The organism is Aestuariibaculum sediminum, from assembly GCF_014596945.1.
Taxonomy (GTDB): Bacteria; Bacteroidota; Bacteroidia; order Flavobacteriales; family Flavobacteriaceae; genus Aestuariibaculum; species Aestuariibaculum sediminum.
On sequence record NZ_JACVXB010000001.1, the window covers coordinates 161397 to 183304 of the forward strand.

At 34.1% G+C, this 21908-nt stretch carries 22 protein-coding genes; 12 read left to right on the top strand and 10 right to left on the bottom strand.

The window, feature by feature from the left end:
* Positions 1 to 72 precede the first annotated feature (72 nt).
* Both ICJ83_RS00725 and ICJ83_RS00730 read right to left on the bottom strand, forming a co-directional pair.
* Positions 73 to 1119 carry an RluA family pseudouridine synthase gene (locus ICJ83_RS00725; RefSeq protein WP_188228454.1) on the bottom strand — a complete coding sequence of 349 codons (1047 nt, stop codon included), beginning with the start codon at positions 1117 to 1119 and terminating at the stop codon, positions 73 to 75.
* A gap of 4 nt (positions 1120 to 1123) precedes the next feature.
* Positions 1124 to 1678 carry a PASTA domain-containing protein gene (locus ICJ83_RS00730; RefSeq protein ID WP_188228455.1) on the bottom strand — a complete coding sequence of 185 codons (555 nt, stop codon included), beginning with the start codon at positions 1676 to 1678 and terminating at the stop codon, positions 1124 to 1126.
* 139 nt (positions 1679 to 1817) lie between these two features.
* Between ICJ83_RS00730 and ICJ83_RS00735 the strand changes: the two genes are divergently transcribed.
* Together ICJ83_RS00735 and coaD are read left to right on the top strand one after the other, a co-directional pair.
* Positions 1818 to 2792: a D-alanine--D-alanine ligase gene (locus tag ICJ83_RS00735; protein WP_188228456.1), complete on the top strand. Its 975-nt coding sequence runs from the start codon at positions 1818 to 1820 to the stop codon at positions 2790 to 2792.
* Positions 2793 to 2825: 33 nt separating this feature from the next.
* Positions 2826 to 3281 (top strand): pantetheine-phosphate adenylyltransferase, encoded by a 456-nt coding sequence (gene coaD / locus ICJ83_RS00740; protein ID WP_188228457.1) that lies wholly within the window; start codon positions 2826 to 2828, stop codon positions 3279 to 3281.
* A gap of 69 nt (positions 3282 to 3350) precedes the next feature.
* Here the strand turns inward: coaD and ICJ83_RS00745 are convergent, their stop codons facing one another.
* From ICJ83_RS00745 to ICJ83_RS00755, 3 genes are all read right to left on the bottom strand, one after another.
* Positions 3351 to 5018, bottom strand: a complete 1668-nt coding sequence (locus tag ICJ83_RS00745; protein WP_188228458.1) for a SulP family inorganic anion transporter — start codon at positions 5016 to 5018, stop codon at positions 3351 to 3353.
* Positions 5019 to 5100: 82 nt separating this feature from the next.
* A complete protein-coding gene (locus ICJ83_RS00750) occupies positions 5101 to 5484 on the bottom strand; it encodes a hypothetical protein (protein ID WP_188228459.1) in 384 nt (127 codons plus the stop codon).
* 119 nt (positions 5485 to 5603) lie between these two features.
* On the bottom strand, positions 5604 to 6188 hold the full coding sequence (locus tag ICJ83_RS00755; protein WP_188229261.1) for an NUDIX hydrolase: 585 nt from the start codon (positions 6186 to 6188) through the stop codon (positions 5604 to 5606).
* A gap of 134 nt (positions 6189 to 6322) precedes the next feature.
* Between ICJ83_RS00755 and pyrE the strand changes: the two genes are divergently transcribed.
* Both pyrE and ICJ83_RS00765 read left to right on the top strand, forming a co-directional pair.
* Complete coding sequence (gene pyrE / locus ICJ83_RS00760) at positions 6323 to 6967, top strand: orotate phosphoribosyltransferase (RefSeq protein ID WP_188228460.1); 645 nt, start codon at positions 6323 to 6325, stop codon at positions 6965 to 6967.
* A gap of 27 nt (positions 6968 to 6994) precedes the next feature.
* A complete protein-coding gene (locus tag ICJ83_RS00765) occupies positions 6995 to 7390 on the top strand; it encodes an SRPBCC domain-containing protein (RefSeq protein ID WP_188228461.1) in 396 nt (131 codons plus the stop codon).
* Here ICJ83_RS00765 and ICJ83_RS00770 read toward each other — a convergent pair.
* On the bottom strand, positions 7387 to 8118 hold the full coding sequence (locus tag ICJ83_RS00770; RefSeq protein WP_188228462.1) for a biotin--[acetyl-CoA-carboxylase] ligase: 732 nt from the start codon (positions 8116 to 8118) through the stop codon (positions 7387 to 7389). The genes ICJ83_RS00765 and ICJ83_RS00770 overlap by 4 nt on opposite strands.
* A gap of 94 nt (positions 8119 to 8212) precedes the next feature.
* Between ICJ83_RS00770 and rsfS the strand changes: the two genes are divergently transcribed.
* From rsfS to ICJ83_RS00800, 6 genes are all read left to right on the top strand, one after another.
* Positions 8213 to 8584 (top strand): ribosome silencing factor, encoded by a 372-nt coding sequence (gene rsfS, locus ICJ83_RS00775; RefSeq protein WP_188228463.1) that lies wholly within the window; start codon positions 8213 to 8215, stop codon positions 8582 to 8584.
* Between the two features lie 7 nt (positions 8585 to 8591).
* Positions 8592 to 10532, top strand: coding sequence for an ATP-dependent zinc metalloprotease FtsH (gene ftsH, locus ICJ83_RS00780; RefSeq protein WP_188228464.1), 1941 nt, complete (start codon positions 8592 to 8594; stop codon positions 10530 to 10532).
* 117 nt (positions 10533 to 10649) lie between these two features.
* Entirely contained in the window at positions 10650 to 11258 is a 609-nt protein-coding gene (locus ICJ83_RS00785; RefSeq protein ID WP_188228465.1) for an LUD domain-containing protein, read from the top strand.
* Position 11259: 1 nt separating this feature from the next.
* On the top strand, positions 11260 to 12081 hold the full coding sequence (locus tag ICJ83_RS00790) for a phosphatidate cytidylyltransferase (RefSeq protein ID WP_188228466.1): 822 nt from the start codon (positions 11260 to 11262) through the stop codon (positions 12079 to 12081).
* Positions 12071 to 12727 carry a phosphatidylserine decarboxylase family protein gene (locus ICJ83_RS00795; protein ID WP_188228467.1) on the top strand — a complete coding sequence of 219 codons (657 nt, stop codon included), beginning with the start codon at positions 12071 to 12073 and terminating at the stop codon, positions 12725 to 12727. Before ICJ83_RS00790 ends, ICJ83_RS00795 begins: the two co-directional genes overlap by 11 nt.
* Positions 12720 to 12989, top strand: a complete 270-nt coding sequence (locus tag ICJ83_RS00800; RefSeq protein ID WP_188229262.1) for an acyl-CoA-binding protein — start codon at positions 12720 to 12722, stop codon at positions 12987 to 12989. The genes ICJ83_RS00795 and ICJ83_RS00800 overlap by 8 nt, the downstream gene beginning before the upstream one ends.
* 49 nt (positions 12990 to 13038) lie before the next feature.
* Here the strand turns inward: ICJ83_RS00800 and argS are convergent, their stop codons facing one another.
* The gene (argS, locus tag ICJ83_RS00805) at positions 13039 to 14823 is read right to left on the bottom strand and encodes an arginine--tRNA ligase (protein ID WP_188228468.1); all 1785 of its coding nucleotides are present in this window, start codon (positions 14821 to 14823) and stop codon (positions 13039 to 13041) included.
* Between the two features lie 485 nt (positions 14824 to 15308).
* On the opposite strand from argS, the gene ICJ83_RS00810 reads away from it, so the two are divergent.
* Positions 15309 to 17378, top strand: a complete 2070-nt coding sequence (locus ICJ83_RS00810) for a tetratricopeptide repeat-containing sensor histidine kinase (protein WP_188228469.1) — start codon at positions 15309 to 15311, stop codon at positions 17376 to 17378.
* A 112-nt stretch (positions 17379 to 17490) separates the two neighbouring features.
* Here the strand turns inward: ICJ83_RS00810 and ctlX are convergent, their stop codons facing one another.
* Positions 17491 to 18426, bottom strand: coding sequence for a citrulline utilization hydrolase CtlX (gene ctlX / locus ICJ83_RS00815; protein ID WP_188228470.1), 936 nt, complete (start codon positions 18424 to 18426; stop codon positions 17491 to 17493).
* Between the two features lie 151 nt (positions 18427 to 18577).
* Here ctlX and ICJ83_RS00820 point away from each other — a divergent pair, with 151 nt between their 5' ends.
* Positions 18578 to 19456: a cation diffusion facilitator family transporter gene (locus ICJ83_RS00820; RefSeq protein ID WP_188228471.1), complete on the top strand. Its 879-nt coding sequence runs from the start codon at positions 18578 to 18580 to the stop codon at positions 19454 to 19456.
* A gap of 15 nt (positions 19457 to 19471) precedes the next feature.
* On the opposite strand, the gene ICJ83_RS00825 is transcribed toward ICJ83_RS00820, so the two are convergent.
* Together ICJ83_RS00825 and ICJ83_RS00830 are read right to left on the bottom strand one after the other, a co-directional pair.
* Entirely contained in the window at positions 19472 to 20386 is a 915-nt protein-coding gene (locus ICJ83_RS00825) for a dimethylarginine dimethylaminohydrolase family protein (RefSeq protein ID WP_188228472.1), read from the bottom strand.
* A gap of 73 nt (positions 20387 to 20459) precedes the next feature.
* Complete coding sequence (locus ICJ83_RS00830) at positions 20460 to 21746, bottom strand: citrate synthase (protein WP_188228473.1); 1287 nt, start codon at positions 21744 to 21746, stop codon at positions 20460 to 20462.
* Between the last annotated feature and the right edge of the window lie 162 nt (positions 21747 to 21908).

Consider the following 21908-nt stretch of genomic DNA (forward strand, 5'->3'; position numbering starts at 1 on the left):
AATGATTTTTATGTGCTTGATTTACTGCTTCGTATTGCAATAATATTTCGCTTTAGAGGATAAATCTTGAAATTATTCAGAGTCTAGGGACTGATGTTTAGCGTATACACGCCATTTATCAATGCAATCTACCATATCATGAGGTAAGGGGGCTTCAAACCTTAAAAATTCACCCGTTCTAGGATGTTCGAACCCTAATGTTTTAGCGTGAAGTGCCTGTCGTGGTAATACTTTAAAACAATTTTCAACAAACTGTTTGTATTTTGTAAAGGTGGTTCCTTTTAAAATCTTTTCACCTCCATAACGCTCGTCATTAAATAACGTATGTCCAATATGTTTCATATGAACACGAATTTGATGTGTACGTCCTGTTTCTAATTTACAGGACACAACGGTCACATACCCTAAGCGTTCTAAAACTTTGTAATGTGTTACAGCAGGCTTCCCTTTAAATGCTTCTTCATCTAAAAACACCGTATTCTGTAATCTGTTTTTAGGATGACGTCCTATGTTACCTTCAACTGTTCCTTCATCCTCTTCCATATGCCCCCAAACAATAGCAACATATTCACGCTCACTAGTTTTCTCGGCAAACTGAGCCGATAAATGTGTCATTGCGTGTTCGGTTTTTGCAACAACAAGAAGTCCACTGGTATCTTTATCTATACGATGTACCAAACCAGGGCGATCACTAGAATTATTGGGGAGATTATCAAACCTATAAATTAAGGCATTTATTAGTGTCCCTGAGTAATTGCCGTGACCAGGATGCACAACCATTCCAGCCGGTTTATTGACGACTAATACATCATTATCTTCAAAAACAACATCTAGTTCGATGTCTTCACCTACTAACAAATTTTCATAAGTCGGGTGACTAAACATAACCCGGATACTATCACCAGGCTTTACTTTATAATTTGATTTTACAACAACATTATTTACATAAATACCTGCATTCTTAGCCGCCTCCTGAATTTTACTTCGAGTTGTATTTTCTATAAAGTTCATTAAATATTTATCAACACGTAGTGGCTTTTGCCCCTCCTTAACTGTAAATGCAAAATGTTCGTACATTTCGCTTTCTTCATCAAAATTATCTGGTGTATAATTCTCCATATGTTTATGGTCTGTTACCATTTCCTAAAACCAAATCAATTGTAGAAGTTTTAGGTAATTTATCTCCTGCATTTAATACATCGCCTTTAAACTCCATTTTAAGCACAACATCTTTTGCTATATTATCAACATAAGTTAATTTTCCAACGTTAAATCCTAATGCCTCTAAAGTAGGTTTTGCTTGTCTGAAAGTACGTTCTTTTAATTCAGGCACCGCAATTTTTCTGTATCCAGAAGGGTTAAGTGTAATATATATTTTTCTATTTTCTTTTACTTTACTGCCTGCTGGTGGTTCCTGATCAATTACCGCAAATTTAGGATAATCGGGATTATAGTTCGCCGAATCCTGAATTTGCATAACCAAATTATTATCTTTTAACTCTATTTCGGCAACACTAATAGACTTTCCTGTTAATTCTGGCACCGTCTCAAACTTACCATGATTTGTTGTAACATTTAACCATCTTAAAATAATGAAACACAACACAAAAACAGCAACAACAGCTATTAATAATTGTTTAAAAAATACTTTACTTGTTAGAAATTTAATGAGGCTCATCTGTAAATTTTTCAATTAGGCAAATATATAAAACCGAACTGTTTTTTCTTTTGCAATTTAAGTGATATTTTAGCTTAACTTATATTAACTACGTTTTATTATAGGTTTTTAGATTTAAACCTTAACTATTTATACCTGAATGAAAAAGAATATTGCCATTATTATGGGAGGTTATTCAAGCGAATATAAAATCTCATTAAAAAGTGGAAATGTCGTTTACGATACTTTAAGTCCTGAAAAATATAATGCTTACCGAATACACATTTTTAAAGACAAATGGTTTTATGTTGATGATCATGGTGCTGAATTTCCCGTTAACAAAAATGACTTCTCTGTAACCGTAGAAGGTGCTAAAATTACTTTCGATTGCGTTTTTAATGCCATTCATGGTTCACCAGGTGAAGATGGTTTTATGCAAGGGTATTTTAAACTATTAAATATCCCACATACCAGTTGTGGCATGTATCAAGCTAGTTTAACCTTTAATAAACGTGATTGCCTGAGTGTTTTAAAGCCTTACGGAATTAAAACTGCCACTTCGTTTTATTTAAATTTAGGTGATACTATTAATGAAAAAGCTATAGTTGATAAGGTAGGACTACCATGCTTTGTTAAAGCTAATAAAGCAGGAAGTAGTTTTGGAGTTACTAAAGTTTATAATCAGGAAGGTTTACAATCTGCCATTGAAACTGCATTTAAAGAAGATGACGAAATAATAATAGAGTCGTTTTTAGATGGCACTGAAGTATCGGTAGGGGTTATTTCTTTTAATGGTGAAACAAAAGTGTTGCCCATAACAGAAATTGTTAGTGAAAACGACTTTTTCGACTACGAAGCCAAATATTTAGGTAAATCGCAGGAAATAACACCAGCAAGATTGACACCAGAACAGGAGATGAAAGTAACCGCCGAAGCTAAAAAGATTTATGAGATATTAAAAATGAAAGGCTTTAGTCGCAGTGAATTTATTTTTAAAGATAATGAACCACACTTCTTGGAAATGAACACCATACCCGGTTTAACACGTGAAAGCATTTTACCTCAGCAAGCGAAAGCTGCTGGTATCAGCTTGAGTGAATTGTTCGAAAATGCCATTGAAGACGCTTTAAAATAATTTATAACTATCTTTATATTAAAGTAACAAAACATGAGACGCGCATTATTTCCTGGTTCTTTCGACCCAATCACTCTAGGACACTTCGATATTATTAAAAGAGGGGTTACACTGTTTGATGAAGTCGTGATAGCTATAGGAGTAAATTCTGAAAAAAAATACATGTTCTCTTTAGAAGAACGCAAAGCGTTTATTGAACAAGCTTTTGCCGATGAGCCTAAAGTAAAAGTCGTAACCTACACCGGATTAACTGTTGATTTCTGCAATGAAATCGGTGCTGAATTTATTCTTAGAGGATTACGAAACCCCGCTGATTTCGAATTCGAAAAAGCGATTGCACATGCCAACAGACGCATGGCTACCATTGAAACCGTATTTTTACTAACCTCAGCCAAAACATCCTTTATATCATCATCTATTGTTCGTGATGTTATAAAAAATAATGGCGATTACACCAAATTTGTACCTGAAAGTGTCAGAATAAATTAAATTACTTAGAAGCCATAAAACCAAAAAGCACATCTGATTTGGATGTGCTTTTTGGTTTTATATTGATTTCTAAAAGAACTTATATTCTGACAGTGGTTTTGGGAAATTTTCGGGATTTTCAGCGAGATGATATCGCGGGTCATCAACAGCTTCAACAATAACCTCTCGAAGTTTCGGACTTGCCTTATACAATAATACTTTACAATCTTCGCTAAGGTGTTTCAACTTAATAGTTTTACCCTCTGCTTCGTATTTATTAACTAAATTAAATATGGCTTCCAGCGCAGAATGGTCACTTACGCGAGACTCCACAAAATCAATTTCTACGTGATCGGGGTCATTTTTTACATCAAATTTTTCGTTAAATGCCTGAATAGATCCGAAAAATAAAGGCCCCCATATCTCATAGGTTTTAGTTTTACCATCTTCGGAATACCGCTTTCTGGCACGAATTCGTTTCGCATTTTCCCATGCAAAAACCAATGCCGAAATAATAACACCAACAAAAACTGCAATGGCTAAATCGTAAATTACAGTCACTGCAGATACAATTACCAATACCACAGCGTCGGCTACAGGTATTTTTCTTATTATTCTAAAACTAGACCAAGCAAAGGTTTCAATAACCATCATAAACATAACACCAACCAAGGCTGCAATTGGTACTTGCTCAATGTATTTATCGGTAAATAATATGAACGTTAAAAGCGTAACTGCCATCATTATACCTGACAATCTGCCGCGTCCTCCTGCATTAATATTAATAACCGTTTGCCCAATCATGCCACAACCTCCTGTACCACCAAACAATCCACTGAACATATTTCCAGCACCTTGAGCAATACATTCACGATTTCCGTTTCCTCGTGTTTCGGTTAATTCATCAACTAAATTCATTGTCATTAAAGATTCTATTAACCCAACTGATGCTGCTAAAAACGCATAGGGTAATATAAATTTTAAGGTATCCAGATTAAATGGTAAATTTTGCCAAAGCTCCAAATTAGGTGTTGGAAATTCTCCTTTTAAACCATTACCACCACCTTCGACAATGTATGAGCCCACGGTGCTTACATCCAATCCGCCCAAAACAACAATTCCGGTAGTGACTAAGATAGCCGTTAGAGCTGCGGGTAATTTGGTTGTAATTTTTGGCAATAACCAAATAATTCCCATAGTAAGTAATACAAGACCTATCATGGTGTATAATTCGGTTCCCGCCATTGGAATGTTAATATACTCTTTAACACCTTCGGCTGTGATTTGTAATTTTTTATGAGAAAACATTCTTACCTGAGCCATAAAAATAACAATGGCCAAACCATTAACAAACCCAAGCATTACCGGATGCGGAATTAGCCGAACAAATCGTCCTAACTTAAAAACACCTGCAAAAATTTGTATAATTCCCATGAGAATGACGGCAGCAAGAAGATAAAAATATCCCATATTCTCAATGGGCTGTTCAAACAGCATACCTTTTGTATGACCTTCAGATATTAAATGAACAAAAATAACTGCAACCGCACCAGCCGCACCGGAAATTAAACCTGGTCGCCCGCCAAAAACAGCAGTAATTAAACCGATTATAAAAGCTCCAGATAATGCCACTAAAGGATCTATTTGTGCCACGAAAGCAAAGGCAACCACTTCTGGTATCATAGCTAAAGACACAGTTATTCCAGCTAAAACATCATCTTTTGAATTTGGCGTTATTTTGCGTATAAAATCAGTCATTGTCCTTCATTTTTAAAGGGACAAAAATACGGCTTAAATACAGATTAACAATCTAAAACCTTATAAATGACATCGTAATTTACTACAACGTTTGAGAACCATTTAACGAATAGAGCCAATTTATGGCTTCATCTCGGTCTTGAAATACATTAATCGTTTTAGTATTTCTTATACCAATATCCATTAATGTTTGAATAGACATTAAGCTTCTAATAGAATATACAACAACGGCAATGGCTTGAATTTCCTTTAAATTCCCAATAGTTTTTTGAGCGTTAAATGAGTAGCTATAGGAGTTTTTAGTATTCACCAACAATTTAAAGGGCGCTTCCAGATGGTTTAAAAGAAAACTATGATACTCTTCAACTTTTTGTTCGTTCATAACTACGCCTTCATTCACCACAACTTCAGCCAAATTTGATTCAAGAATAGTAATTTCTCCAAAAGATAAGGTATAATTTTTCATACATAAAAATTTAAACAGGAGAGTGCTTATTATTTTTATTACTGAAATTAAGGAAATGTGTTTAAGAGTTTAAACCTCGAACAAATATAATTAGTTTTAAGTAGAAAACATAGATTTTTTTACATAACTAAAGATTGAATATTGGCATAAGAATTTTGTAACGCCTCCTCAATTTCTTGAGTATTAAGCCAAGCTACTTCGGTTATTCCCTCCTCTTCTTGTGCATATAAATTCCCTTTAAAACTGGTTTGCATTTCAAACCAATAGGTGATTTTAATTTTATACCGACCGTTACGTTTAAAAATATGATAGGTAGTTTCAAGGGGCTTTACAATTTTAAGGCCAGCAACACCTGTTTCCTCAGATACTTCGCGTATAGCAGTTCTCTCGATAGTTTCGGCACCTTCAACTTTTCCTTTAGGTAAATCCCATTTGTCATTTCTATATATAAATAACACCTGATTTTCGTCGTTAAAAACTTTACCCCCACCAGCAACTACGTTTGGCAGTTTTTTTAAGAACTTTTTTAAGAGCTTATCTTCATTTTTATGAATTAACCTTACTTCCTGCAAATCTGTGGTATTAAGCTCTCTAATTACCTTTCTAATATTTACGGTATCGAGTAAATAATTTTTAAAGTTCGTTTCCTCCTCAATTTTAGTTGTTAAAATGATCGGTTTGTCTCCTACAAAAACTTTATACATGTCGCTATTCATATAAGTTACTGTGTGGTAAAAATATCTTTTTTTATTTAGAACCTTTATGAAGTAGAAAATATTTTTTGTTGATATACTTATTATCATGTAAAAAAATTAAATTTATCTTTATTTTTGCAGCTATGATATTTAATAAACATACCGCCAAAAAAACAGCTGAAGTTTTATTGCAGGTAAATGCTATAAAACTAAGCCCAAAAGACCCTTTCACCTGGGCTTCAGGTTGGAAATCGCCAATTTATTGCGATAATCGAATCATTTTATCTTTTCCTCCAATTCGCAATTACATTCGCGAAACCATGGCTAAGCAAATTGAAAAGCAATATGGTAAACCCGACGCTATTGCTGGTGTTGCCACAGGAGCTATTGGTATAGGCATGCTAGTTGCCGAGTATCTCGGACTCCCTTTCATCTATGTAAGACCAGATGCTAAAGGTCATGGTCGCAAAAACCAAATTGAAGGATTTATTGAGAGTGGTCAAAATGTTGTTGTGGTTGAAGATTTAATCAGTACAGGAAAAAGCAGTTTAAACGCTGTTAAAGCCTTAAAAGATTCAGGTATTAACGTAAAAGGAATGATTGCTATTTTTACCTACGGATTTGATGTTGCGACAGAAAACTTCAAAAATGCTGATGTTTTTCTTCAAACCCTAAGCAGTTATAACGTTCTGTTAGAACAGGCCTTAGAAACGAATTACATCTCTGAAAAAGATTTGGCTACGCTTTCTGAATGGAATTCCAATCCTAGCGAATGGGGCAACAAATAAACCATTTTGTAATTTCAAAAATCAAATATGAATTTAGAATCTCCTAAAGTTAAAGTTGAAAAATCACCTGAGGATATCTTTAATTTTTTAGAAAACATAAAAAACTTCGAATCATTAATGCCTGAAAACATTAGTAAATTTGAAGTTATAAACGACGACACCTTTCTTTTTGCTTTAAGCGGCATGCCAGAAATTGTCTTAAAAAAGAAAGAAGTAACACCTCCAAACAAAATCGTTCTTGGTGCAGCAGGTGGCAAAATAGATTTTTCTCTTGTTGGCAATATCAATAAGATTGATGATAGCTCTAGTGAAGTTCAACTGGAATTCAGTGGGGATTTCAACCCAATGATGGCTATGATGATTAAAGGCCCAATAAAAAAGTTTATAGATACGCTTGCTACAAGTATTCCTAAAGCTATTTAATAAAGTAAGGTAATAGTTTTTAAATCGAAGGACTTTATATTATCATCTTCCAACAACACTTCAAGTGTTCCGGTATTGGAAACGTGTTTTATAATTCCAGAAAATACAACACCCTCAGCGTTTTTGAATGTTGAGGGTTTATCTTTTCTAAACAAATACGATTCGTATAGATATTTCAAATGTTCTAACTCTCCGTTTCCTATCATTTTGAAAAACGTTTTTAATTGATCTATGATACGTTGAGCAATTTCATCTAAATCGAAATTCCTTCCCGATATAATACGTAAGGACGAAGCCTTGGGTAAGTCCTCAAACTGGGTTTGATTCACATTTAAACCAATTCCAATAACCGAGCTAGAGTACTGTCCGCTTTTAATAACATTTTCGATTAAAACGCCACACACTTTTTTGTTTTCTGACAAAATGTCGTTTGGCCATTTCACCTTAATTTTTGGAATAGATAACGACTCTAAAGTTTTAACTAAAGCCAGTGCGGTTGCCATACTCATATAAAACGGATACTTTAAATCCCATCCTGAAATATCCTTATACACACTAAACGTAAGGTTTTTGGCCGATTCGGTAGTCCAGACACTTCCCATTTGCCCACGTCCCATTGTTTGGTGTTTGGTCATGACTGCAGTATAATCTTCCACCGGCATTTGTGAACAAAGCTGTTTTAAATACGTATTCGTGGAATCGATGGCATTAAGTTTGATTATACGCATATAAAGGTTATTATTAGTAGATAAAATCTTAATACTTTTTTAAGGCATAAAGAAATAAAAAAATAATAACTTTGCATAAACTCAAAATAATTTAATGGCGAAAAAAAACATAAGCGCAGACCAGTTGATATCGGTAATAATTAGTGGTATTGAAGACGTAAAAGGACAAGGTATTAGTATCCTAGATTTAAGAGAAATTGAGAATACGGTTTGTGATTACTTTATAATTTGCGAAGGTACTTCAAATACGCAAGTAAACGCTATAGTTAATTCTGTTCAGAAAAAAGTAAGCAAAGAACTTAAGGATAATCCTTGGCATGTTGAAGGTGTCGACAATGCCGAATGGGTATTAATTGATTACGTTAACGTTGTGGTGCATGTATTCCAAAAGCAAACAAGACAATATTACGACATTGAAAGTCTTTGGGGAGATGCAAAAACAACAGTTATAGAAACGAGTTACTAAAAAACGAATGGCAAACAATAAAAAAAACACAAAAGAAAACAAACCAAAATTCAGTCCATACTGGATTTACGGTATACTTATAGCTCTATTTTTAGGGTTTCAATTATTTGGAAATAGTGGTTATGAAGAAGGAAACATTATAACCGAAGCAGATTTCTTAAAATATTTAGAAGCTGGAGACGTAGCTCGCGTAGATGTTATAAACAAACGTGTTGCTAAAGTTTACCTTACCGATGCAGCTTTAAACAAAGATATTCATAAAAACGCTAAAACAACTAGTTTCATACCTTCGGCAACCAAACTTCCTAATTATAAATTCGAATTTGGTTCGCTTGAAATTTTTCAAAACAAACTGGATGAAGTAATCGAAGGTTTAGATGTTGAACCAAAGGTGAAATTTGAAACCGAAACAAACGACTGGACAAACCTTTTAATGGGTATCCTGCCGTTTATTTTACTTATTGCTGTTTGGGTTTTTATAATGCGCCGTATGTCTGGAGGTGCAGGTGGTGGTGCAGGTGGACAAATTTTTAACATTGGAAAATCTAAAGCTAAATTATTCGACCAAAATACCGAAGTAAAAACAACTTTTAAAGATGTTGCTGGTTTAGAAGGCGCAAAAGAAGAAGTACAAGAGATTGTAGACTTCTTAAAATTCCCAGAAAAGTACACGACGCTTGGAGGTAAAATCCCTAAAGGCGCCTTATTAGTAGGCCCTCCGGGAACAGGTAAAACCTTGTTAGCTAAAGCTGTTGCTGGTGAAGCAAAAGTACCATTCTTCTCATTATCTGGATCAGATTTCGTCGAAATGTTTGTTGGGGTTGGTGCTTCTCGTGTTAGAGATTTATTCAAGCAAGCTAAAGAAAAATCGCCATCTATTATTTTTATAGATGAAATTGATGCCATTGGACGTGCCAGAGGTAAAAATGCTATGTCAGGCAGTAATGACGAGCGAGAAAACACATTAAACCAGTTATTAACAGAAATGGACGGATTTGGCACCAATACAAATGTTATTGTATTAGCTGCAACCAACCGTGCCGATATTCTTGATAAAGCCTTAATGCGTGCTGGTCGCTTTGACCGACAAATTTATGTTGACCTACCTGATATTCGCGAGCGCAAAGAAATTTTCGAAGTACATTTACGTCCGTTAAAAAAAGCGCAGGATTTAGATTTAGATTTCCTCTCGAAACAAACACCAGGATTCTCTGGAGCCGATATTGCCAACGTGTGTAACGAAGCTGCTTTAATTGCCGCAAGAAACGGCAAAAAATCGGTAGATAAGCAAGATTTTCTTGATGCTGTTGATAGAATTATAGGTGGATTAGAAAAGAAAAATAAAATCATCACACCAAGTGAAAAACGCGCTGTCGCCTTCCACGAAGCTGGTCATGCTACCGTAAGTTGGATGCTAGAACATGCTGCTCCTTTGGTAAAAGTTACTATTGTGCCACGAGGTCGTTCGTTAGGTGCCGCTTGGTATTTACCTGAAGAACGTTTAATTGTTCGTCCGGAACAAATGTTAGATGAAATGTGTGCTGCACTTGGTGGACGCGCCGCTGAAAAAGTAATTTTCAATAAAATATCAACTGGAGCACTTAGTGACTTAGAAAAAGTAACCAAGCAAGCAAGAGCTATGGTTACCATTTACGGATTGAGTGATAAAATAGGAAACTTAACTTACTACGATTCTTCGGGTCAAAGTGAGTATGGTTTTTCAAAACCTTACAGCGAACAAACTGCCGAGCTTATTGACAAGGAAATTTCAGACATTATTGAAACACAGTATAAACGTGCTGTAAAACTTCTTGAAGAGAACAAAGACAAGCTTACAGAATTAGCCGAAGTTCTTTTAGAAAAAGAGGTTATTTTTAAGGATAATCTTGAGAAAATATTTGGAGAACGCCAATTTGTAAAAGAAGAAGTTGAAAGTAAACCAGAATAGGGATTAACCTTATTTTATAAACCATTTGCAAAAATCTTAAATTAACCGCACGGTTAATTTAAGATTTTTTATATTTGGTTGTCTCAACACAAAATGTATTAATAGCAGAACTTACTAATGAGTCTTTTTAGAAAAATTTTTGGTTCAAAATCTGGTCAATCTGACGACGATTTAAAGTCGGAAGAACGTGGCAAATATATGCCTGAAATTAAACTACCTATAGACGAGAGGTTTACCATTAATTTTAAAGCCAATGGAGGTAAATTTTTGTATTGCGAAAACCTTGATGAGATTTTTGAAAATTATCATAATATTCTGGAAGAAAATGGCTGGGAAAGCGAGTCGGCTTTTGTGGTCGACGAACAATTAATCCATAAATTTAAAACTTTCAAACTAATAAAATCTCAAAAATTAAGTGACGTTTCGTTTTTTTTAACCACATGCGAAAATTTAATTGCTAACGATGGTTCATTATTAATTTCTTCAAAACAAATTTTCGAAAAAAAATTACCAGATTTGCCTGAAAATTTTGTTGTCTTTGCCACCACAAGCCAAATAGTAGAAAATATAGGCGAAGGTCTAAGAGGTATAAAAGCTAAAAACAAGCAAAAAATTCCAACCAATATTACAACCATAAAACACTTTAAATCGAGTCAAGAAAAAGATTTCCTTAGCTACGGAAGTAGTGCGAAAAACTTATACCTGCTCCTTTTAGAAGATTTATAGAATGAAAGAAATTCTTATTCGATCCTTATCAGGCATACTATATGTCTCGCTCCTTCTTGTTTGTATTCATTACGAACATTTATTAATAGGTTTATTTTTTGTTTTTGGCATGATTTGCCTGGGAGAATTCAATAAACTTATACAATTAAAAAGCCCTATACCTTATGTTATTTTCGTTATTCTATATGGAGTATTTGTATATTGGAAACTGCTTATTAAATCGGAAACGGGAAATGATGAAGCCATACAAATTCTCATGGTGCTTAGTATTTTTGTAAACCTGTTTTTAATAAAGGACTTATTTTCAGAAAAAACCATTCCTCTTTTTAGTTCGAAACGCTTTTTATTAACAACATTTTACTTATCTAGTGCTTTCGTATTTTTAATTCTGATTGCCGATTACCATGACGCATACAACCCCAACATACTACTGGGGGCATTTCTTCTGGTATGGGTAAATGATTCTTTTGCCTATTTAGTTGGAAAGAATTTTGGTAAGCAAAAATTATTCGAAAAAATATCACCTAAAAAAACTGTAGAAGGCTTTATGGGCGGACTCTTTTTTTCTAGTGTAGCAAGTTATTTTATTAGTACCTTTGCTCAAACTTTAAATTTTACGAGTTGGCTTGTATTAAGCATCATTATAAGTGTGTTTGGTACCCTTGGCGACTTGGTAGAGTCGAAGTTTAAAAGACAAGCAAATGTTAAAGACAGTGGTGTTATCATGCCTGGACATGGCGGATTGTTAGACCGATTAGATAGCATAATATTTACCGCTCCTTTCATATATTTATTTTTAAGATTGTTACAATATGTTTCATAAAGAAGGATATAAAATCATTGTTGTTACCTTTATATTGGTAATTGCAGGCACCCTGTTAGTTGATAATTTAGTTTCTTTTGATGGGTTAAAATTAGTTCTAAAACTAATACTTTTAGTATTTTTAATACTTATTCTGCAGTTTTTTAGAAACCCTAAAAGACGTACCAAACCTAATAACACACAGGTATTATCACCTGTAGATGGTAAAGTTGTTGTAATAGAAGAAGTATTTGAAAAAGAATTTTTCAACGAAAAACGTCTTCAAATTAGTGTTTTCATGTCTCCAATAAATGTGCATGTTACGCGTTATCCTATTGGTGGTAAAGTTACTTACAGTAAATACCATCCCGGAAAATATTTGGTAGCATGGCATCCAAAAGCTAGCGAAGAAAACGAAAGAACGACAGTTGTGGTAGAAAACGAAACCTATGGACAAGTACTTTACAGACAAATTGCAGGTGCGCTTGCTAAACGGATTGTAAATTATGCCAAGGTTAACGATACTGCCATTCAAGGCGCAGATTCCGGATTTATTAAATTTGGTTCAAGAGTAGATTTATTTTTGCCTTTAGATACCAACGTAAAAGTAAAGTTGAACCAAAAAGTGAAAGGTGGAGAAAGTATTATTGCCGAAGCCAATGAGTAGTGTTAACGACTTAGATAAAGAATTTCAAGAGGCTGTAGATCGCGTAAACGCTTATACCGATCCATTTCCAGCCGATGTACTCTTAAATCTATATGCTTACTACAAAAAAGCAACAAACGACTACAGCCGACCCAAAAGCAAAAAAGCCATTATTAATGCGTTTAAAACGAACGCTCTATTTCAGGTGAAAGATATTGGTCAAAAAGAGGCAAAACGCAAGTATATCGATTTAGTAAATAAATATTTCCTTTATGGGAAATAAAAAAAGCGCTTAATTAGATTAAGCGCTTTTTTTATAGTAAAACCTATTTTTACATACGTTCTGGTACCTGAATTCCTAATACACTAAATGCATTTTTTATAGTAGTTCCTACATGCTTTGACAGCTGCACTCTGAATATTTTTTCTATTTCATTATCGGCTCCCAAAATAGACACGTTTTGATAAAAAGAATTAAACTCTTTAACTAGATCGTAGGTGTAATTAGCTACAAGGGCAGGACTGTGTTGTGCCGCTGCATTTTGTATTACCTCCGGAAATACTTCCAATTGTTTTATTAATTCTTTCTCTTTTGGATTTAAAACAATATCGGAGCTATTTAAAGCACCTGAATAATCGAAATCTGCCTTTCTTAAAATAGCCTGAATTCTGGCATAGGTATATTGAATGAAAGGCCCCGTATTTCCTTGAAAATCGATAGATTCTTTAGGATCAAATAAAATTCGTTTTTTAGGATCTACTTTTAATATATAGTACTTGAGAGCTCCTAAGCCAATTGTTTTATACAACGCTTTCTTTTCATCTTCAGTATAACCATCAAGTTTTCCTAATTCTTCTGAGATCTCTTCAGCTGTAGCTGCCATTTCCTCAATAAGGTCGTCAGCATCTACAACAGTCCCTTCTCTACTCTTCATTTTACCGCTTGGCAAATCTACCATTCCATAACTTAAATGATATAAGTTTTTGGCCCATTCAAATCCTAATTTTTTAAGAATAATAAATAACACCTGAAAGTGGTAATCTTGTTCATTACCTACAGTGTAGACCATTCCGCCAACATCAGGATAATCTTTTATACGTTGAATTGCGGTACCTATATCCTGAGTCATATAAACTGCAGTCCCATCGGCACGTTGAACGATTTTTTTATCTAATCCTTCTTCGGTTAAATCACACCAAACGGAACCATCTTCTTCTTTAAAAAACACCCCCGACTTTAAGCCTTCTGCCACAAATTCTTTACCTAATAAATAGGTATTGCTTTCGTAGTAAAGGGCATCAAAATTAACTCCCAGATTTTTATAAGTAATATCGAATCCGTCATATACCCATCCATTCATTTGCTTCCAAAGCGCTACAACCTGTTCATCTCCTGATTCCCATTTGCGCAACATGTCCTGGGCTTTCAACAATAATGGCGCTTCTTTTTTAGCTTCTTCTTGAGACTTACCTGAAGCGATTAAAGTTTCAATCTCTTTTTTATATTCCTGATCGAACTTCACATAATAATTACCAACTAGTTTATCCCCTTTTAATCCAGTATTTTCGGGAGTTTCTCCATTACCAAACATTTCCCAGGCCAACATACTTTTACAAATATGTATCCCACGATCGTTAATAATTTGTGTTTTATAGACCTTCTTACCTGATGCTTTTAAAATCTCAGATACGCTATACCCTAACAAATTATTTCTAATGTGCCCCAGGTGCAACGGTTTATTCGTGTTTGGTGACGAATACTCAACCATAATAGCTTTTTCCTCCTCATTTGGGACAAGAAAACCATACCTTTTAATGTTTTTTATACCATTAAAAAATTCGATGTAATACGCATCGCTAATTTCAATATTTAAAAATCCTTTTACCACATTAAACGCTTTTACTTGGTTAACGTGTTCAACCAAATAATTCCCAATGGTCTCTCCTATGTGTACAGGATTACCTTTTACGTATCTGAGCATTGGAAAGATGACTACAGTAATATCTCCAGCAAACTCTTTTCTAGTTGCTTGAAATTCTACGGTATCAATCGATACGTTAAACGAAGCCAAAACGGCTTGTTTTACTTGATTTTCTAAAGTTTTCTGAAGGCTCATTTACAGTCGTTTTTTAGGTGAGCAAAGATAAAACTTTTATTAAGCATTTTGGAAATTTTTAATTTTAAAAGAACTGTTGCGAAATTAACCATACTTTTAATTATAATTACACAACTAAACCCACAAAGCACTATTAATCAATACGCTAAATAAACAATTAATTAAAAACAATTATATTATTGCATTTTATCGATAAAAATGCATTTTCTCTATTAAAAAATACCGTTCATCTATTCGTCGATTATTTCCAAATATCCTTATGTCGGTTTATCTAAAATATTGGTAGTAAAACGCAGAAATTAGATTTTAACCTCACATTTAATAATTTTGTTCTGTAAAGCTATTAATCCAAAGTCTTAATATTTTAGACTTTAAACAAAAAATTAACGAACATAATATTACAGCTTAGTAAAGCATTCTTTAAATTCCCTCTATAAAGATGACTTTAGTTACTGCTATATTCAATTTTATAATTTGAATATTGTATGAGGAGAATAATTACTTTAATTGTTTTTATATTATCATCTGCACTACTTGGTTATTCCCAAAACCAAGAGCTGGACAGTCTTTCTATACAATTAGCTTTCGAAACTCAAGATTCAATAAAAGTAGAAACCTCCTTAAAAATAATAAAATTACTGTACGAGAGTAAGGAATATAACAAAGCTATCAAATACATTATTGAAAGTGAAAAACTTTCTAATAACATTACTTTCGAAAAAGGTATTGCTACTACTGCCTACTATAAATCTAAAATTTATGCCGACAAAGGTGATTATATAAATGCTATTAATGGATTCAAAAAAGCGAAATCCATTTACCAAACCTTGAACGATACCACGGGTGTAGCCGTTGTAAATAATAGTATAGGTTTATTAGAAATTAATCGTGGAAATTTTGCTGAAGGTTTGCAATATGCTTTGGCTGCTACCAGAGATTTAGAACAATTAAACCTTAAAAAGGAACTGGCACAAGCATATTGCAATCTGGCTGAAGCCTACCTTAATATTGGGGCTAGTGATTATGCTATTCAATTTAACTTAAAATCGTTAGATGTTCTTGAGCAGTTAAATGATCCTCTAAAAATATTAACAACCAAAATAAAACTTGCTGAGCTCTATTCGAAAAATAAAGAATACCGAAAATCAATTGAATTTTACGAGTCGGTATTAAATCAATCTTCTCCTAACAGCGACTCTATCAAAGGCATTATTTACCCTAAAATTGGTAGGGAGTATTTAAAGTTTAACGATTTCGACAAAGCAACAAAATACCTATTAGATGGATTAAAACTTAACAGATCATCTAACGACAAAGCCGGTTTATTACTGGCTTTAAATGGTTTAGGGGCATTAAACATTCAACTAAAACAATTTAATCTTGCCGAACAGCAATTATACGAAGCTGGTAACTTAGCTAAAAGCACCGACAACAAGCAAGAACTTTTAACTTATTATAAATACATGAAGGTTCTTGATTCAACTAAACGTAAATTCGACAAGGCGTTTGTTTGGCAACGTGAATATTACAATTTAAAAAACCAATTAAGTGCAGCAAACGCAACAAATACGGTTAAGCTTAAGCCATCGGACTTGGAATTCAATCCGAATTTCGACAAAACTGAACCAACTTTAGAACAAACGGAAGAAATCGTACACCCCACCCCATTAATGATTCAAAGCGACAATAAATTTAAAATTGTACTTTACGGATTATTAGCTGCATTAGCCATCGTTTCAACATTCCTTATTTTAATTTATATGAAACGAAACAGTAACATAAAATATACTCAGGAATTAGAAGAAAAAAACATAAAAATACAATTACAAAATGAGGCTTTTGCAGAACAAACCCAACATTTAGAAAATGTAAACAATGTAAAAGACAAACTATTCTCAATAATCTCTCACGATCTAAAAGACTCATTATCATCAATTAATGGCTTTATAAATTTACTTAGAGAAGGATCCTTATCAAGAGAAGAGTTCGATAATTTGGTACCCGAATTAAGCGAAAATGCTAATAATGCCTCACTACTGTTATTTAATTTACTAAACTGGTCTAAATCACAAATGCAATCGTTAGACCCGAAACCATCATTGTTCGATATTCAGGAGGTTTTCGAGGAAAAAGTTAAACTTATTGAACAACGCATGGAAAGTAAAGGCATAACCTTAGTCGATCATTCGCTACGAGATTTTGCTTATGCCGATAAGAGTATGATTGAAATTGTTATTCAAAACTTATTAGCTAATGCCCTTAAATTTTGTAAAAATGGTGACACCATAACTATTTCTAATCATATAAGTAATGGTAGTTGTATAATTAGTGTTGCCGATACAGGTATAGGCATTTCTGAAGAAAATATGTCCAAGTTATTTAAAAACAGTTCTTTCACAACACTTGGAACAAATAATGAAAAAGGTACCGGACTTGGGTTATCCATTTGTAAAGAACTAGTAGAACTTAATAACGGTAAAATTTGGGTTGAAAGCACTGTTAATGTTGGAACTACTTTTTATGTACAATTACCAAAATCCAAACCTAACAATTAATGTTTTTCCTAAGTTAAAAGGCCTTCCTTTACTAAGATAAACTTATAATACTTCTGCCATAAACCTTCAATTTATACTAACATTTTTAGAAGCAACCTAACATTATTATTTACTAGGCCTTCGGTAGAAAAATTTCAGCCATCATACAGCGAGCACTTCCGCCACCACAAGCTTCAATAGTATCTAATGAACTGGAGAGTATCTTAGTATGTTTTTCTAATTTAGTAATTTGCTGTTCGGTTAACACATGATGAGCTGCAGCACTCATAATTAAATACCGTTCATCATTCGATCCTTTTACCTGCAACATATTGCCTGCAAAACTATTAACCTGTGCTTCGGTAATATCAATGACTTCCTTTCCGTCATTTTTTAAATGCGTTAATAGGTTTTTACGTTCCTTTTTATCATCTATACTGCTTAAACAAACTACAGCAAAAGTTTCTCCTATACACATCATAACGTTTGTATGATAAATAGGTTTTCTTTCTCCGTTTACCGTTTGGTTGGCTGTAAATAAAACAGGGAAATATTCGAAATCTTCGCAAAACTCAATAAACAAATCTTCATCGGCACGTGGCGATAAAGCACAATAAGCTTTTCTATTAACACGATCAAGAATTAAGCTTCCTGTGCCTTCCAGAAAAACACCTTCAAGTTCTGCTTCGGTGTAATCTATCACATCATTTATAACAAAACCAGCTTCTTCAACCGCTTCTAAAACTTCTTCTCGACGTTCTAAGCGCCTGTTTTCGGCAAACATTGGGTACAAGGCGATAGTTCCCTTTTCATGAAATGACACCCAATTATTTGGAAAAATAGAATCTGGAGTATCATTAGTATTTGTATCATTCACCACGATTACCTGCAAACCAATACTTCGTAATTTTTCGACATAGGCATCAAATTCGAGCTGCGCTTTGGCATTCAATGTTCCAGGCAACATATTATCAATTACTTTTTGATAATAGTTATTCACAGCCGTTTGCTCATTCATCCTAAAATTAATTGGACGAATCATTAATATAGTATTCGTGGTTTGTTGCATAAAAATTAGTTTAGCTACAAAAGTATAATTATTTACAGTACAAAACAGTATTGAGATTAGCATTTAACAAAGCGTATTCTTAAATTTAAGAATAAAAACAAGTAACTTCGCCATTATATCAGACACCATAAAAAACACGAGTAAAAATACTATGAGTACGGAGCAAACGGCCATAAAAACAGCCTATTTCAGCATTATTGGCAATACATTGTTAGCGCTTATAAAAGGACTGGCTGGATTATTTGGTAACTCCTACGCTTTAATTGCGGATGCCATAGAATCGACTGCCGATATTTTCTCATCTGCCTTAGTTTTTCTCGGGTTGAAATACGCTAAAAAACCTGCCGATGACAATCATCCTTACGGCCACGGAAAAATCGAACCCCTAATAACATTTATTGTTGTGGCTTTTTTAGTGACTTCGGCAACCGTTATTGCCTACGAAAGCATAGAACATATTCAAACGCCTCATAAAACCCCTAAACCCTGGACTTTAGTTGTTTTAGGCTGTATTATTTTATGGAAAGAAGTATCCTTTCAAATTGTATTAAAAAAAAGTAAAGAAACACATAGTTCATCATTAAAAGCTGATGCTTGGCATCACCGCAGTGACGCTATAACTTCGGTAATGGCTTTTATTGGTATTTCCATTGCACTTATTTTTGGCGAAGGCTACGAAACAGCCGATGATTGGGCAGCGCTGTTAGCCTCGATATTTATTTTGTACAACAGCTATTTAATTTTTCGTCCTGCCTTAGGCGAGATTATGGATGAACATCTTTACGACGATTTAATTTTAGAAATTCGAGAAAAATCTATTGAAGTGCCTGGCATATTAGGAACTGAAAAATGTTATATCAGAAAATCGGGAATGCGCTATCATGTAGATTTACATGCCATTGTAGACAGTAACATTACCGTTAAAAAAGGACATGATTTATCGCATAAACTTAAAGACTATCTACACAGCGAAATTCTCAATTTAGGCAACATTTCAATTCATATTGAACCTAATGATTGTAGTTTATAGATAATTGTAACTCTTTTATTCCCTAATTAAGGGCATCGTTGAACAGCGCAGTAACCCTTCTTGCTTAGCGATTTCTGCATAAGGCACCTCTTCAACCGTGAAGCCCTCCTTTCGCAACCAATCGTTTAACCGTGTAAAGTTTTGTTCTGAAATTATAACCTCTTCAGAAATTGAAAATACGTTACTGTACATATTGTACATTTCATCTTTTGTAATTTCGAATATATTGTCTTCTCCAAAAAAATCAACTAGCCATTGGTATTCTCGTTCAATTAAGAACCCGTTTTTATGCAAAATAGCCTTTCCTTTACCTAGCGGTTGAAAGCAACAGTCGAGATGTAATGCGTTTTCTTTTGCATTAGTATTCGATTTTCTAAGTTCGAATGACTTCACTGTTTTTTCGGGAAACAATTCTTGTAAAGCAATTACAGCATCCATATTCGTACGTGCCGTAATTAAATCGGGATAATCATCTCCTGAATACGTTCCAACAAAAATATAATCGTCCCATGGCATCACGTCGCCTCCCTCCACATGACACTCGGGCGGAAGAATAATTTGATTTTCTGGTTCGACCTGATCCCAGACATATTTTATAGCCTCTATTTCTGCTTCCCGATTTGGCAAAATGTTGGCACGAATAATTTTATCTTCAACTACAAAAGCTATATCTCTAGAAAAAATTTGATTACAATCTTTTATAACCTCAGGACGATACACCTTTACTCCATACTTTTCAAACACCGTGGCCACTGCTTCCATTTCCTGAATCATATCTTCTTCAATCGGATAAGTGCCCGCCAATACATGCTCAATACTTTTAGGATCATAACAATCCTGAACCTTTGGTGTAGGTCCATTGCTTTTCGCCGTTCCTAAAACAACAGCTTTAAGCTTAGATATTTCGTTTTTAATATTTAGTTTTAGCATGTTGTAAATATAAAAAAGCTTCATAAGTAAATCTCATGAAGCTTCTTCTTTTTATTCACTAATATTTTAAATATTATCTTTCGTCTATTGAAACAAATTTTCTCTCAGTCGCACCTGTATACACTTGTCTTGGGCGGCCTATTGGTTCTTTGCGTAAACGCATTTCTCTCCACTGCGCAATCCAACCAGGTAAACGTCCTAAAGCAAACATTACCGTAAACATATCGGTAGGTATTCCCATAGCACGATAAATAATTCCCGAGTAGAAATCTACGTTTGGATATAATTTTCTGTCTACGAAATATGAATCTTCAAGTGCTTCTTTTTCCAGACCTTTAGCGATATCTAAAATCGGATCTTCAACACCTAAATCACCAAGAACGTCATCTGCAGCCTTTTTAATAATTCTTGCTCTAGGATCGAAGTTTTTGTATACACGGTGTCCGAAGCCCATTAATCGGAAAGGATCGTTTTTATCTTTTGCCTTAGCCATGTACTTTTTAGTATCACCTCCATCGGCTTTAATACCTTCAAGCATTTCTAAAACAGCTTGGTTAGCTCCACCATGCAGTGGTCCCCATAACGCCGAAATACCAGCTGAAAGTGATGCAAAAAGTCCAGCATGCGACGAACCTACAATTCGTACTGTAGAAGTAGAACAGTTTTGTTCGTGATCAGCATGTAAGATTAATAATTTATCTAAAGCATCTACTAAAATTCTATTTTGCGTGTATTCTCCATTTGGTTTCTTGAACATCATTTTCAAGATGTTTTCTACATAACCTAATGAATTATCGCCGTAATCTAAAGGCATCCCTTCTTTTTTACGGAAAGTCCAAGCTACTAATACAGGAAATTTACCAAGAATTTTAACAACAGATTTATACATATCCTCTTCAGAATCTACATTTACCGAAGAAGGATTAAACGCCGTTAAAGCACTCGTTAAAGAAGCAATCACCCCCATTGGATGTGCCGACTTAGGAAACGCATCTAAAATTTTCTTTACGTCTTCGTCTACAACCGCCTGTGCTTTGATATCATTATGAAATTTCTCACTTTGCTCTTTGGTTGGTAACTCTCCAAAAATTAAAAGATAAGCAACTTCTAAAAAATCGGCTTTTGCCGCTAACTCTTCAATACTGTAACCTCTGTACCTTAAAATACCTTGCTCTCCATCTAAAAAAGTAATTGCACTTTCGCAAGACCCTGTATTCTTATATCCGGGATCTATAGTTATTACTCCTTTTGTTGCTGCCCTTAATTTTGTAATATCTATCGCAACTTCTTTCTCTGTTCCTTCAACTAAAGGAAATTCATGTTTCTCACCGTTTATTTCAATGGTAGCAGTATCAGCCATAAGTTTTTAATGATTGTTAATTTAATTTTATCGGATCGCTAATTTAAGAAATTCCTGTATACTTATGAAGTAGAACAAACTAAAGATTTCATCAATTAACATATTGTTTAGAATCTAAGTATAAAAAAAGGCGATTATTAAAAAATAATCGCCTTTTATTGA

Coding starts and splice junctions, on each gene's coding strand:
- ICJ83_RS00800 (WP_188229262.1), top strand. CDS start 12,720: ATGAGTAGTGTTAACGACTTAGATAAAGAATTTCAAGAGGCTGTAGAT.
- ICJ83_RS00730 (WP_188228455.1), bottom strand. CDS start 1,678: ATGAGCCTCATTAAATTTCTAACAAGTAAAGTATTTTTTAAACAATTA.
- argS (WP_188228468.1), bottom strand. CDS start 14,823: ATGAGCCTTCAGAAAACTTTAGAAAATCAAGTAAAACAAGCCGTTTTG.
- ICJ83_RS00785 (WP_188228465.1), top strand. CDS start 10,650: ATGAGTCTTTTTAGAAAAATTTTTGGTTCAAAATCTGGTCAATCTGAC.
- ICJ83_RS00745 (WP_188228458.1), bottom strand. CDS start 5,018: ATGACTGATTTTATACGCAAAATAACGCCAAATTCAAAAGATGATGTT.
- ICJ83_RS00750 (WP_188228459.1), bottom strand. CDS start 5,484: ATGAAAAATTATACCTTATCTTTTGGAGAAATTACTATTCTTGAATCA.
- ICJ83_RS00735 (WP_188228456.1), top strand. CDS start 1,818: ATGAAAAAGAATATTGCCATTATTATGGGAGGTTATTCAAGCGAATAT.
- ICJ83_RS00830 (WP_188228473.1), bottom strand. CDS start 21,746: ATGGCTGATACTGCTACCATTGAAATAAACGGTGAGAAACATGAATTT.
- ICJ83_RS00825 (WP_188228472.1), bottom strand. CDS start 20,386: ATGCTAAAACTAAATATTAAAAACGAAATATCTAAGCTTAAAGCTGTT.
- ftsH (WP_188228464.1), top strand. CDS start 8,592: ATGGCAAACAATAAAAAAAACACAAAAGAAAACAAACCAAAATTCAGT.
- coaD (WP_188228457.1), top strand. CDS start 2,826: ATGAGACGCGCATTATTTCCTGGTTCTTTCGACCCAATCACTCTAGGA.
- ICJ83_RS00795 (WP_188228467.1), top strand. CDS start 12,071: ATGTTTCATAAAGAAGGATATAAAATCATTGTTGTTACCTTTATATTG.
- ICJ83_RS00755 (WP_188229261.1), bottom strand. CDS start 6,188: ATGTATAAAGTTTTTGTAGGAGACAAACCGATCATTTTAACAACTAAA.
- ICJ83_RS00820 (WP_188228471.1), top strand. CDS start 18,578: ATGAGTACGGAGCAAACGGCCATAAAAACAGCCTATTTCAGCATTATT.
- ICJ83_RS00810 (WP_188228469.1), top strand. CDS start 15,309: ATGAGGAGAATAATTACTTTAATTGTTTTTATATTATCATCTGCACTA.
- ICJ83_RS00770 (WP_188228462.1), bottom strand. CDS start 8,118: ATGCGTATAATCAAACTTAATGCCATCGATTCCACGAATACGTATTTA.
- ctlX (WP_188228470.1), bottom strand. CDS start 18,426: ATGCAACAAACCACGAATACTATATTAATGATTCGTCCAATTAATTTT.
- pyrE (WP_188228460.1), top strand. CDS start 6,323: ATGATATTTAATAAACATACCGCCAAAAAAACAGCTGAAGTTTTATTG.
- ICJ83_RS00790 (WP_188228466.1), top strand. CDS start 11,260: ATGAAAGAAATTCTTATTCGATCCTTATCAGGCATACTATATGTCTCG.
- rsfS (WP_188228463.1), top strand. CDS start 8,213: ATGGCGAAAAAAAACATAAGCGCAGACCAGTTGATATCGGTAATAATT.
- ICJ83_RS00725 (WP_188228454.1), bottom strand. CDS start 1,119: ATGGAGAATTATACACCAGATAATTTTGATGAAGAAAGCGAAATGTAC.
- ICJ83_RS00765 (WP_188228461.1), top strand. CDS start 6,995: ATGAATTTAGAATCTCCTAAAGTTAAAGTTGAAAAATCACCTGAGGAT.